The following is a 14,020-nucleotide window of genomic DNA, read 5'->3' as shown; positions in this document are numbered from 1 at the left end:
GTGGCGCGGCTCACTCTGGGGCTCCCGGCGATCCGGCGGGCCTTGTCCCCTTGCGCGGCGATGCGGCGCTTCGCATGCCGTGACATTGGATGGCGTCATGGTCTGATGCTCCTCTGCTGATTCCGTGGCGAGTCAGCGGCGTCCGGTCGAGAACCGGACGCCGCTACCCGATCAGCCGCGTGGCCGGGAACGGCGATGACGCCAGCCGGCTGCTGCGCTGCCGAACATCAGGAACAGCCAGCCGAATGCGCCGCCGCCTTTCTTCGTCGGCGGGGTCGACGGCACCGGGTTGACGGTGACCGTGGCCGTGGCGTTCGCCGTGCCACCGCCGCCGGTGCAGCTCAGCGTGTAGCGGGCGGTACCGGTGGCAGTCGGTGTGACATCGACGTTGCCGCCGGTGGCGCGCGCGCCGGTCCAGTCGCCGCTAGCGGTGCAGCTGGTCGCGTCGGTGCTCGACCAGGTCAGCCGCGAGGCACTACCCAGGGTCACCGTAGCGGGTGCTGCGGACAGGGTGACCGTCGGCACCGGCAGCAACGGAGGGTCGTTGACGGCGACCGTGGTCGTGGCGCTCGCGGTGCCGCCGTCGCCGGTGCAGTTGAGCGTGTAGTCGAGGCTGCCGCTCGTCGTCGGCGCCACCAGCTGATTGCCCGTGGTCGCCCTTGCGTCGCTCCAGGCCCCGCTGGCCGTGCAGTTCGTGGCGTTGGTGGTGGTCCAGCTGATCGTCGAGGTGTCGCCGAGCATGATCGTGGTCGGCGCGGCGCTGATCGTCACGGTGGGGGCGGGGGCGCTGACGGTGACCGTGGCCGTTGCGTCGGCACTGCCGCCGGCACCGGTGCAGCTCAGCGTGTAGCTCGCAGTACCCGTGGCGGACGGGGTGACGCTGGCTGTGCCGCTGGTGGCGCGTGCGCCGGTCCAGCTGCCGCTGGCGGTGCAGGCGGTGGCATCGGCCGATGACCAGCTCAGGGTCGATGCGGCCCCGAGCACCAGGCTCGCCGGGTTCGCCGCGATCGTGACGGTGGGGGCGGCGGCGGTCGGTGTCGCGCTGGCTTCATTGGAGAACTGTGTTTCGCCGAGCGCGTTGACCGCGATGATCGTGAAGTAATAGGACGTGCCGGCGGTCAAGCCGGTGACGGTATAGCTGCCGGTCAGGCCGGCGGCGGTGATGCCAGTCGCGATCGGCGTGTTGCCCTGGGCTCCCGAGGTGGTCGCCTGGTAGACGTTGTAAGTCACGGCACGCGGGGCGACCGGCCAGTTCAACGTGGCGCTGCCGGTGCCGGCAGCCGCCGTCAAGCCGCCGATGCGGTCGGCTGGCCCGCTGATCGCGATCACGCTGCCGAAGTTGAAGCTGCCGTCGCTGCGGGTCGGCACATAGAGATCACCGTCGGCGGCCTGGATCGGCTCGTCCTCCAGGCCGTCTTCGTTGGCAAGGCTGGCAGATTGGTAGACGACCGCGTACTGGCCTTGCGGCGTCAGCCGGTAGACGACGCCGCGGCTGTCACCGAAGCTGATGTTCGACGCGGTGCCGTAGAAGTTTCCGTCGCGGCCGAGCAGCAGCGGACTGCGCGGGTTTTCGCCCGGCGCGCCGCTGCGGAAGTTGTACAGCGTCGAATACGCGCCATCCAGCGTCACGCGATACACCGTGCCACCGGCGTTGGAACCGCCGCCGGCCGTGGTGCCGTACAGCGCACCGTCCGCACCCTGGATGACGCCGGCTGCCGGGCCGCCGCCCTCAGTCGTATCGCCCCGGAAGGCATGCAGCACGGTGACCACGCCGGCCGGGGTCAGCCGGTACAGCGTGCCGAAACTGTTGGCGCCGAAACTGGTGGTGGTGCCGTAGAAATTGCCGTCGCTGGCCAGCAGCAGCTTGCCCAGCGGCTGGTTGCCGCTGGTGGCCAGATCGAAGCTGTGCAACGGCGTGTAGCTGCCGGTCGGGGAGACCCGGAAGATCGTGCCGCTTCCGGAGCCGCTGCCGCCCTCGCTGGTAGTGCCGTAGAACAAGCCGTCGCTGCCCAGGGTCAGTGCGGTTTTCGGACGCAGCCCGTTTCCGCCGCCGGTGAAGCTGTAGACGGTGGAGAACTCGCCGGCCGCGGTGATCCGGAACACCGAGCCCAGGCCATTCGCGCCACCCAGTTCCGCCACGCCGTAGTACGCGCCGTCCGGACCGAGGCTCAAGCCCGATTCGGGCTGGCCGCCGCCGCTGAACTGGTACAGCGTGCTCAGCGTGCCGCTGGCGGTCAGCCGGAAGATCGAGCCGCCGTAGCCTTTCGGCGTGCCCGAGGCGGTGACGCCGTAGAACGTGCCATCCGCCGCCTGCAGCAAGGCGCCGCTGACCGTGCGGCCTTCGCTCGGCGGTGCCGAGAAGGTGGCGATGCGGCGAATGCTGCCGCTGCTGGTGACGCGGAACACGGTGCCGCTGCCCTGCGACGGCGCCGACGGATTGGTCGGCGTGGTGCCCGCCGGCACCAGGCCTGCGCTGATCGTGGTGCCGTAGAAAGCGCCATCGGCCCCGAGCGTCAAGGCCGCATCCGGGCCAGTGCCGTCGGCATAGCGGCCGGCGCTGTCGTAGGTGAAGCAGGACAGCGTGGTCAGCGCGCCGGCCGGCGTCAGCCGGTAGACGGTGCCGGCCGGGCCGAGCGAAGTCAGATTGATCACGGCACCGGCGCAGCCCGGCACGGCATTGGTCGCCACCGCGCTTTCGGTGGTGCCGTAGAAGTTGCCGTCCGGGCCGGTGATCAGGCCCGAGGCCGGATAGATGCCGGTGTTGGCGGCGTCGATGCTGGTGTCGGCGATGAAGCGGAACAGCACGGTGAAGGTGCCGGCCGGAGTGATCCGGAAGGCGCTGCCGTTGTAGACGCTGCCGGACGTCGAGGTGCCGCCGCCGGCGGCGTTGGTGCCGTAGAGATTGCCGTCGGCCCCGAGCGCCAGCCGGCCGATCGGCCGATTGCCTTCGCCGGCCGTCATGCTGTGCAGCGTGGTGAAGACGCCGCCGGTGGTGATCCGGAACACCGTGCCGCAGGCATTGCAGCCATCGCCGCCGCCGGTGCCGCCGAACACGGTGCTGCCGTAGTAGGCGCCATCGGCGCCGAGCGTCAGTGACGACTGCGGATCGTTGCCGCCAGCCGGGTTGGCGCTGGAAAAGCCGTGCAGCAGCACGTGAGTGCCGGTCTTGCTCAGGCTGTAGACGCTGCCGACATCGTTGCTGCCGCGCCCGGTGCGGGTGGTGCCGTAGAACAGGCCATCGGCATTCTCGACCAGGCTGCCGGACGGGCCGCAGCCGGTATCGCAGCTGAAGCTGTAGACGATCCGATACTGGCCGGCATCGGCACCGGACAGGATCACGCGATAGACGCCGCCGTTGCCATTGGCGCCGCCGGCCGCGGCGACGCCGTACAACGCGCCGTCGCTGGCAATGATCGGCGTGCCGCGGGCCCCGGAAAGATCGTTGATCGTGGTGCCGGCGAGGTCCAGCGCCCGGCCGCCGTTGAACCAGTGCAGCGCGGTGTAGCTGCCATCGGCGGCATAGCGGGCGAGCACGGTGCCGTCGTTGAGCTGGCCGCTGGTCGCGACGTAGACGCTGCCATCCGGCCCGCGGACCGCGCCATTGCTGTTCGAACTGTTGCCGGAGCCATAGAAGCTTCCGCCCTGGCGGGCATCATTGGAATGCAGACCGAGCGAGTAGACGACGCGGGCGGCCGCCTGGGCCGGCACCGCGGCGAACACCGCAGCGGCCAGCATCAGCCAGCCGACCATCGTCGCCAGCCGGTGCCGGGCCTCCCGTCTAGGCCGGAGCGCCGCTGCCCGGTATTCGTCGCCTGCCATTCGTTTCATGTCCGCTCTCCCAGGAGTTCTGCCGCGAGGTCTTTCATCGCCGGCTTGCAGCGATCGGGGCGAATGATGGAAATTGCGGGGCCGGCAATCCTGACCAAATTCGGAATTGTTCGGAATTCTCGGGAACTCGAATCACATCAAGGCCTTGTGTTTGTCGGCCGGCATCATGGAGACGCCCGGCAATGACCCAGTCGCTCGACAAGCCCGCTCCCGGCAACCCGATCCTGTGGCGCTTCGGGCGCGTGCAGTTCGACGAAGCCAGCCTGACCCTGACGGTCGACGGCGTCGTCGTGCCGCTCGAATACCGGCCGCAGGAACTGCTGCGCCTGCTGCTCGCCCATGCCGGCGACGTGGTTACCAAGGACGAGATCCTTGATGCACTGTGGCCGGGCCGGATCGTCACCGAGGCATCGTTGACCAAGTGCGTCGGCCGCCTGCGCCAGGCGATCGGCGACAGCGAGCAACTGCTGATCCGAACGGTCTACGGCTATGGTTATCGCCTGGCTGCCGAGGTCAGCAGCCAGGTGACCGGCCGCGGCGAGGTGAGCACGCCATCGGCCGCAAACGGCTTCGGCTTTGCGGCCGGCGATGCGATTCCGTCGCGCCCGCACTGGCAGTTCCGCCAGCGGCTTGGCGGTGGCGGCTTCGGCGAGGTCTGGCTCGGCGAGCACGCCAAGACCCACGAGCAGCGGGTGTTCAAGTTCGCGGCCGAAGGCGCCGCGACCACCGCCTTGAAGCGCGAGATCACGCTGTTCCGGCTGCTTAACGACACCCTCGGCGCGCGCGACGACATTGCCCGCATCCTCGACTGGCAACTCGATGCCGCGCCGCATTTCATCGAGCTTGAGTACAGCTCCGAAGGCAGCCTCCAGCAATGGACGGAGGCGAAGGGCGGGCTGGCCGAGCTGTCGCCGGCCACCCGCATCCGTCTGGTTGCGGAGATCGCCGATGCGCTGGCGGCGATCCACAGCGCTGGCGTGCTGCACAAGGACCTGAAGCCCGGCAATGTGCTGATCCGGCTCGACGGCGAGGGCTTGCCGCATGTGCGGCTCAGCGATTTCGGCAGCGGCCGGGTGCTCGATGCGCAGCAGCTCGACGCGCTCGGCATCACCCGCATGGGCTTCACCCAGACCGTGGTCATCGATGGCAGCGCCAGCGGCACGCCGCTGTACCTGGCCCCGGAACTGCTGGCCGGCCAGCCGCCGTCGACGCGCGCCGATGTCTATGCGCTCGGCGTGATGCTGTACCAGATGGTGGTCGGCGATTTCCGCCGGCCGCTGGCGCCGGGCTGGGAGGCGAATGTCGCCGACGAACTGCTCAGGGAAGACATCGCCGCTGCCGCCGCTGGCAATCCCGAAACCCGCCTCGGCGAGGCCGCGCAACTGGCTTTGCGCCTGCGCAGCCTCGATCTGCGCCGGCTTGAACGGGCTCGCGAACTTGAAGTGCAAGCCCATTCCCGCGACCTCGAACGGCGACTCGCCCGCGCCCAGGCGCGGCGCGGCCTGCTGCGGGCCCTGGCGGCGACCTTGCTGCTCGGCTTCGCAGCGAGCACCGCGCTGTATTTCCGTGCCGAAGGCGAAAGCCGCCGCGCCGAGGCGCAGGCGCAGGCGGCGCAGACGGTCACCGATTTCCTGACCCGCAATCTGCTGTCGGCGGCCAATCCGCTGATCAGTGCCGATCCCGACGTCCGCCTGCGCGAGCTGATCGGCCCGGCAGCCGAGGAGCTCAAGCGCAGCTTTCCCGCCGATTCGCTCCCGGCCGCCGCGATCGCCGACGCCATCGGCCAGGCCTACAACGGTTTCGACGATCCGCAGCATGCGATTCCGCTGCTGGAATCGGCCGTCGAGCAGCGCCGCCGGCTGCTCGGCGATGCCGCCGCCGAAACCCAGGCGACTCGGCTGGTCCTGCTCAACGCCTACGAGAACGCCAACGCCCTGGAACCTGAGCGCACGCTGGCCCAGGCCGTGCTCGATATCGGCCGCGCCGCCGGCCGCCTCGATGCGGCCACCGAACTGACCGCTCGGCAGGCGCTGATCGCCGTCGACTGCGGGCTGCGCGGTGGCCAGGACGCCTGTCTGGAACCGGAGCTGAAGATCGTCGATGAAATGCGCCAGCGGCTGGGGCCGGATCACGAACTGACGGTGCAGACCGAGGACACCTTGGCGTTCTATCTCGCCGACGCCCAACGCTTCGACGAAGCGTTGACCCTGGCTCGGGCGGTACTCGCGAGGACCGTGCGGTTGCACGGCGAGCAGCACATCCTGAGCCTGTCGCGGCATCGCAGCCTCGGCACCGTTCTGAACATGGCCGGACGGCTGGACGACGCGATTCCCGAGCAGCGCGCCGCCCGCGAGGCGGCGCTCGCGATCAGCGGCGGGCGCGAGACCCAGTACAGCGTGACCGCCGCCAATGGGCTGGCGTACGCCTACTTCGCGTCCGGCCGCAATGCCGAGGCGCTGCCGCTGTTCCAGCTCTATCTCGATTTCCAGCGCCAGAACGGTGCGCCGTCCGACACGCCGAAACTGACCCGCAGCCTGAACAACGTCGCCATGACCCTGCTGCATCTGAAGCGCGCGCCGGAAGCGCTGCCGCTAGCGCGCGAAGCACTGGCGATCGACCAGCGCAGCGTCGGCCCGGGGCATCCGGACACCCTGGTGCACACGATGAATCTGGCGCTGATCGCCGACGCCGCCGGCCGCCGATCTGAAGCGGAAGCACTGTCCGACGCGGCCCTGGCCGGTGCCCGCAAGCAGTACCAGCACGACGAATGGGACATCGGGTGGTTCACCCTGAAGGCTGGCGGCCTGATGGCCGCACATGGCCGCAAGGCCGAAGCCCGGCAGCTGCTCGACGAAAGCCTGGCGATCTTCAGCCGCACCCTCGGCCCGGACAACGACAACACCCGCAAGGCGCGCGAAGCGATCGCTGGCCTGTAGCCGGGCCTATCCGGAGGTCGCCGTGCCATTTGCTCTCGACACGGTGAAGGTGACCGGGCATGAAAAAGGCCCGCCGATTTCTCGGCGAGCCTGGGTGCTGCGAACGCTTACCTGCCCGGTTCAAGCCATGCAGCCGAGCGATCGCTGCTCGGCTGCACGGCCGTTTTCTCAGACGCCGGTACCGCTCAGCTGCACGACCGTCGGGCTGGTCGGTGCATTGGTGGTGATGGTGACGCTGCCTTGGCGTGGGCCCGTCACGGTGGGTTTGAAGCGCCCGGTGAGCGTGCAGCTTGCGCCCGGGGCGAGACTGCTCGGGCAGTTGCTGGTGCCGGTGAACTCGCTACCGGTCAGCCGGATCGACAAGATCGACAGCGGTGCAGTACCGCTGCTGGTGATGATCAAGCCGCGGTCCGGGCTGGTTGCGCCGACTGCCACATTGCCGAAGTTGAAGCTGCTGACATTGGTGCTGATCGCCGGTGCGTTCGGTGAGGCGTCGTCATTGACGATGGTGCCTACACCCTGGGCGTCGCCGATGGTCAGACCCACCGGCGTCGTCAGGTTGACGAAGAACGTCTCGTTCGGCTCGAACGTGGTGTCGCCGTTGACCACGATGCTTGTCGTGCGGCTGGTCTGGCCCGGCGAGAACGTGATAGTGCCGGAGCGGCGCACGTAATCGACGCCTTCGGTGGCCGTACCGGCGGCGGTCGCGAAGCGCACCGTGGTCGAGGCTGTTGATGCGGCCGACAATGACAGTGTGAACGTCGCGTTCACCGTGCCGCTATTGCCTTCGGTCACGCTCACGTCGTTGATCGACACCACCGGCGTGCCGCCAACGGGCGGCGCATTGCAGACCACCGGCGTGACGCTCAGCGAGAACGCACGGACGCTGCCGGTATCGGCAGGTCCCGAGTCCTGTGCCCGCAGCTGCCAGCTGCCATTGGCAGTACGGCCAGCGAAGCTCGACAGCGGACCGGACGGCTTGAAGCTGCCGGTGAATGGCGCCTGCGCCGCGGCCACGGTCTGGATGCTCGGGCCGGCGCTCTGGTCATCGAGTGCGGTCTGGCAGAAGTTGTTGCCGCTGCCGCCGGCATTGCTGACCACCGGCACCACGGTGCCATCCGGCGACACCAGGCTGATCGCCAGATCGGCGACATAGGTGTGGTCGATGCCGACCGTCGTCGAGCCAATGTCAGCGCTGCAGCTGGTGCCATTGATCTTCAGATTGACGTCGCCGATCGCGCCTGCAATGCCCGATACCGACAGCGGCACATTGATCGCCGCGCCATTGTCGGGAATCGCCACCGGTGAGCCGGCGTAAGTGAACGTCGAGGGGCTGCCCAGCCCGCCGGTGCCGCTGGCGAAGGCGACCGTCTGCGGGCTGTTGGCGCCGACATACGTCAGGTTCTGCGAGAAGTTGATCGGGCTGCCGCAGGGGAACGCGGACTCGACGCGGAACCGGTAGGCCGTGGCATTGCCGGCCGAGGCCGAGGGCGCCAGATTCGGATACGTCGAATTGGCGCTGAGGATGGTTACGCCGGTCGTGCTGCTGCTCAGCGTGCTGTTGATCGACGCCGCGGATGCGGCGCCGATGTTGGTCAGCGGCAGGCTGATCGACCAGGTTTCGTTCGGCTCGATGACGTTGTCGCCGTCACCGACGATCTGGGTATAGACCGCCGTGCCAGCCGACAGGAACGGCTGCGGCGTGGCACCGGCGGCTTGCAGCGCGGGTAGCGGCATGACGATGCCGTAGCCGGTGGTGCGATCGACACCCGGGGCTTCGATGTCGATCGCCGTGCTGGTCAGGAAGTTGCGGACCTGCACCGGCGTCAGCGACGGCACGCCGGACTTCAGCAGGGCGGCAATCGCCGCGGCATGCGGAGCGGCGGCCGAGGTGCCGAAGAACGGGTTGAAGCCGGGTGCCGAGGTGGAGACGCCGTCGGCTGCGGTGATCACCGGTTGCTGGCGGACAACACCGCCGGTGGCGGTGCGATTGCCCGGCGTCAGTTCCGTGCCGGTCGGGCCGAGGATGATGCGGCGCGGACCATCGGAGCTGAAGCTTTCCGAGGCGTTGCTGGCGGTGAACGCGTTCGGGAACGGGCCGACCGGCGGCACGTTGTCGAAGCGGATCGGGCCGGCGGGTGTCGCGGCGACGCCGTAACCGTTGGCGGTGGCGCTGTGACCGCGGGTCACGCCGGAGGTCGACAGAGCTTGAGTCACGGTGCCGCGCAGGGTGCTGAGATGGAACATCGGCGGGCTGCTGGTGTTGCCGGCCGCGAAGCGATTGACGACCAGACGCTGGCCGGCGCTGATCGGGCTCACCCGCTCATAGGCGCGGTCGTTGCCGCCGGCGCCGTTCTGGCGATCGGTGCTCGATTGAACGACGCTGGTCATCGTGCTGTTCAGCAGATACAGGTCGTAATCGGTGGATGCCGTGCCGCCGGTCAGATCGTAGTTTTCGGCCCAGATGATGAGGGCGCCGGAGGTCGAGGCGCCTGTGACCTGCAGCGACTGGCCGCCATCGCCGAAATTGTGCAGCGGGCCAACGCTGGCCAGCGGCGTCGGATTGGCCAGCGTGCTGGCCAGGAAATCGCCTTCCCAGGTGCCGGACGTGTTGTCGGTCTTGTTGCCGGAGTTGCCGGCCGACGAGAAATACAGCACGCCGTTCGCGGTGACATCGTTGACGGCCTGGGCAACGACGCCGTCCTGGAAGACGTTTTCGTCGAAATACAGCACGTCGTCGACGATGATGTTGCAGGCACCCTTGGCCGGGTTGCCGAGATCTCGGATGTTCTGGGCGAAGCTCGCTTCGCTGTTGAACGCCGTGGCAAAGCCGAGCGTCGCGCTCGGCGCGAGGTCATGGATGATTTCCAGCATCGCCGTGCCTTCGTCGCCGCTGCCGGCCTGGCCGGGTAGCACTGCGACTGCCGGCAGATCGCCACTGGCCTGCGAGGCCGCCAGCGAGTTGACGCCATCGGACAGCGCACAGACCTTGACGCCGGCACCGGTGGCGCCGAACGAGCCGCGCGCCTGATCGGCCGCGTGCGCCTTGTCGCCTTCCGAAACATTGACCACGTTGGTCAGCGCTTCCACCGCTTGCTGCACCCGCGTGACCTGCTTCAGCCCGGCCACGGTCATCAGATCACTGAGCCGGAGCTTGGCGCGGACGGTCTTGTATTCGATGGCGGTGGACTTCGGCGACACCAGCACGGCGCCGATGTCCGACAGCTTGTTCAGCACCACGGCCGCGTCCTCGCGATCGGTGATGCCGATGTCGACACTGATGCGGCCATCGGTGCCGGCCTTCAGATACTGGTATTCCGGCAGCTGCGACAGTCGCGCATCACCGCGCTGCTTGAGCGTGGCCATGAACAGCGCGGAATCGAGCTTGTCCTCGATCAGCGATTTCGCGCTCTTGATCTGCTGCAGCACCGCGATCTGCGACTGCGCGCTGGCCTGCATCGTCATCGGCGCCTGTTGCGCCTGTGCCGCGCCGGACAGCAGCCCGGCCGCCAGCAATGTTGCGCCCAGCAGGCGGGGCGCAGGCCCGGCCCGATCTTTCTGTTGTGTCATGAGTGACTCCCCGTATCAATTGTTGCCGCGCGGCGGTCAAGCACGCTTGGCATGCAAGGTTCAGAACTTTTCGGATGCAGTGATTGCAACGCTGGCCGGACGGGGTCCCATTCCCCGCCAGCAAGCGAATTCCTTCGACAGATGGTCCGATCCTAATGCGCTGCGGGCCGATTGGTCGCGCATGGGGCCTGTTCACACTATTGGATCGATCCCGTTGGCCGGTGAACTGCATTGCCGGCCGGCGGAGCATCCCGCGGGCCGGCAATGAAGTCCTGACGGATTTCCGACTATTTCCGTCGGTTGTCCGAAAACCTCACCGAAGCATTGCTGCCCGGCGAAATCAGATGCCGGTACCGGACAACTGGATCACCGTCGGGCTGTCCGGCGCATTCGAGAGGATCGTCACCGAGCCGGGGCGAGGGCCGACCGCAGTCGGCTTGAAGCTGCCGGTCAGGGCGCAGGTGGCGCCGGGCGCCAGCGATTTCGGGCAGTTGCTGCTGCCGGTGTAGTCGCCGCTCAGACGGATCGAGGTGATCGCCAGCGGCGCCGTGCCGGTACTGGTGATGACCAGCGAACGCTGCACGCTCGATTGCCCGACCCTGACGCTGCCGAAGTTGAAGCTGCGCGTCTGCACGCTGATGCCAGGTGAGCCGGCGGCGCTGTCATCGTTGACGATGGTGGCAACGCCCTGCGCCTTGCCGAGCACGCCGCCGCGTGGCTTGCTCAGATTGACGAAGAAGGTTTCGTCCGGCTCGCTGCGGGTGTCGCCGTTGATGGTCACGCCAAAGGTGCGCGTGCTGCGGCCGGCGGCGATCGTCAATGTGCCGCTGGCGGCGAGGTAATCGCCATCGGCCACGGTGGCGGTACCGTTGGCGGTTGCGTAGTCGATCGACACCTCGCTGCTCGCCACCCGGTCCAGGCTGACCGTGAACAGCGCCACCGTGGCGCCGCTGTTGCCTTCGGTGATCCGCACGTTGTCGATCGAGATCGACAGCGGGGCATTGACGGTGATGCTGTCGACGTAGATCGGTGACGGCTGGAAGGCGCGATTGCGGTACTGCACGGCAACGGTCGCTACACCACTGCTGACCGGGAGCGTCAGCGGCGTGCTGACGCTGGACGTGGTGTAGGGCTGCCAGGCACCGAAGTTCACGCCATCGGCAGCGACCCGGAAGCTTTCGATGCCGGTCTCGGCGTCGCTGGCGTTCAGGTTCAAGGTCACGTCCCGGCTGTCGGTGCTCGCGGCATCGTTGTTGATCGTCAAGCTGCCGACTGGCGCGCTGACGTCGCGGTAGATCGTGTAGAAGTTGCCGCTGCCGGATTTCCGGGTCAGGACGATGCCGGCGTAGCCATCGACATCGGCCGTGAAGCTCAGCGCTTCATCGCCACCCGCGCCGGAGACGCTGCTGACTGCGGTGGCGGACTGGCGGCCGCGCTGCCAGGTCGAGGCATCGCTCGTCGAAGTGAATGCGAGCAGCTCGTAGTCTTCATCGCCCGAGGCCTGCACGCGGACGTACTGCCGCTGTCCGGCCTGCACCTGCAGGTCATGGATCTGCACCACCGAATCGGCCGGGAACAGCGCGAAGACGCTGTTGCCGAGCACGCCGTTGTCGTTCTTCGCGTACTCGATGACATAGCGGCTGGCGAGGCCGCCGAGCAGGTTGGCTTCGACTCTGTCGGTGCCGATCGGCCGCCGGCTGTTGTTGTGATCCTGGGCGATGATCTGGATATCGCCGGCCGCCGTGCTGCTGCTGGCCAGCGGCGTCACCGTGCTGCCACCGACAACGGTGCCCTGATCCTCGTACAGCTTCAGGCCGAGATTGGTGGCCACCGCGACCGGCCGCGCAGCGACGGCCGACCAGTAGCGCCGCGTGCTCACGTACTCATAGGCATGACGATTCGGCGACGGCTCGCGGCGATTGCGCGGCACGCCGGATTCCAGCCGCACCACATCGAGCCCGGCCGCCGGCGGCAGGAAGATGCGCTGGTAGAGCCGCAAGCCACCGGATGGCAAGGCGACAGTGCCGATCACCGGTCCGGTTTTCTGCAAGGCCGCCAGATTCTGGCTGACGGTGTTGCCGGGCTTGGCATCCCGCAACAGCGAAAAGGCACCGGCGACATGCGGCGCCGCCATCGAGGTGCCGGACTTCGCGCAGTACACCAGGCCCGGGCAGGACGAGACGATGTTGGAACCCGGCGCGAACAGCTTCACGTCCTTCGAGCGGTTCGAGTAGAAGGCGATGGTGTCGTCCTTGTTGGTGGCGGCAACGCTGATCGCGGTGGAGATGCAGCCCGGCATCGACAGGCCGTCGGTGTTGCCATCGTTGCCGGCCGAAATCACCGTGGCGATGTTGACCGAACGCAGCGTGTCGATGATCGGCTTCAGGCTGTTGTTGTCGCAGGGCTCGGTCGAGTAGCCGCTGCCGAGGCTCATGTTGGCCGCCGCGATGCGGTAGTTGTTGCGCTGGTCGTAGACGTACTGCAGCGCCGCGATCTGGTCGCTGGAGTACGAACGCGCGTCGGCACCACCGGTCACCGGGTAACGCGAGAACACCTGGATCGGCATCAGCCGGGTGTCCGGTGCGACGCCATCCATCGCGGTCGAACCGAGCCGCGCGGCGCCGATGGCGATGCCCGACACATGAGTGCCGTGATCGCAGGCGTCGGCGTAGGGGCCGCTGGAGTAGGTGCACTTGCTGGCAGCGCCGTCACCGGTCTGCGTGGTCTGCCCGTTCGGGCAATTGCTCTTGCTGGAGAAGCAGGCCTCGGCGACGAAGCCACGCAGGAACGTATGGGCGCGATCGATGCCGGTATCGAGCACCGCGACGACGCCGGAGTAGTCGCCATTGCCGCCCTTGATGCCGAGATCCTGGATGTCGGCAGCGCCGATCAGCGGCACCGAATCGGCCAGCGCCGGGCTGGACAGCAGGTCTTCCTGGATCACTGCGACTTCCGGCAGCCGGGCCAGCAGGTCGAGCACCGCCGGCGAGGCATCGAAGGCCAGCATCGGCACCACGCGATACTGCTGGCGGATCTCGATCTTGTGGGCCCGCAATGCATCGAGCACCCGCGCCTGCAGCGCGGCGATCTCGCCCTGCTGGCGCTGCGCCAGCGCTGCGCCGAGCATGCCTTCCGGCGTCAGCAGCATTTTCAGCGTGATGATCACCGGCACCTTGCCATCGCGCCGGGCGCTCGCCTGCAGCTGCGACAGCGCGGCGGCATCCGGTGCGCGGCTGCGGAAATCGGTGGCGGCGAGCAGCTTGTCGGTGGCCAGCTGGGCGGCGCTCAGCGGCCAGGCATCGGGCCGTGCACCCGACGGCTGGACGATGGCGGTGCCCTTCAGGTCCGGCTCGGTGCCGCGCAGATTGCGCAGGCTGTCCGGCAGGATCAGTTCGCCCCGGTCGCCGATCAGCCGGTAACCGCGCTGTTCGAGCGCGGACTTGCCGGCGTCGCCTACCGGCCCGTCGATCACCGCCCCCGCGGTGACGCTGAGCGTGGCGATGGCGGCTCCGATCAGCCAGCGGCCGAGGCGGGGAATGAACGCGACCCTGGCCGAACGGCCGGACCGATGGTTGTGATGCTTGATCATGCTGCTGGTCTCCGGATGACGGACGTGCCCGTTCCTGACGGGCCGGCTGCACGGTGTCGCGGCAGGGGCGGGAAAGCCTGAAGAATTCCTGAAAGAT

At 68.1% G+C, this 14,020-nt stretch carries 4 protein-coding genes; 1 reads left to right on the top strand and 3 read right to left on the bottom strand.

Going from position 1 to position 14,020, the window contains the following annotated elements; genetic code table 11:
- Positions 1-171: 171 nt before the first annotated feature.
- A complete protein-coding gene (locus G513_RS25190) occupies positions 172-3,828 on the bottom strand; it encodes a beta strand repeat-containing protein (protein ID WP_156891797.1) in 3,657 nt (1,218 codons plus the stop codon).
- A 182-nt stretch (positions 3,829-4,010) separates the two neighbouring features.
- Between G513_RS25190 and G513_RS0118325 the strand changes: the two genes are divergently transcribed.
- Complete coding sequence (locus G513_RS0118325; protein WP_022978322.1) at positions 4,011-6,764, top strand: protein kinase domain-containing protein; 2,754 nt, start codon at positions 4,011-4,013, stop codon at positions 6,762-6,764.
- A gap of 168 nt (positions 6,765-6,932) precedes the next feature.
- Here the strand turns inward: G513_RS0118325 and G513_RS23990 are convergent, their stop codons facing one another.
- Positions 6,933-10,334: a choice-of-anchor D domain-containing protein gene (locus G513_RS23990; protein WP_084711620.1), complete on the bottom strand. Its 3,402-nt coding sequence runs from the start codon at positions 10,332-10,334 to the stop codon at positions 6,933-6,935.
- 340 nt (positions 10,335-10,674) lie between these two features.
- The gene (locus tag G513_RS25185) at positions 10,675-13,923 is read right to left on the bottom strand and encodes a S8 family serine peptidase (protein ID WP_022978320.1); all 3,249 of its coding nucleotides are present in this window, start codon (positions 13,921-13,923) and stop codon (positions 10,675-10,677) included.
- Positions 13,924-14,020: the final 97 nt, after the last annotated feature.

Origin of the sequence: Nevskia ramosa DSM 11499, assembly GCF_000420645.1 — a bacterium.
GTDB classification, from domain to species: Bacteria; Pseudomonadota; Gammaproteobacteria; order Nevskiales; family Nevskiaceae; genus Nevskia; species Nevskia ramosa.
This window is presented reverse-complemented; position numbering and strand designations above follow the sequence as displayed.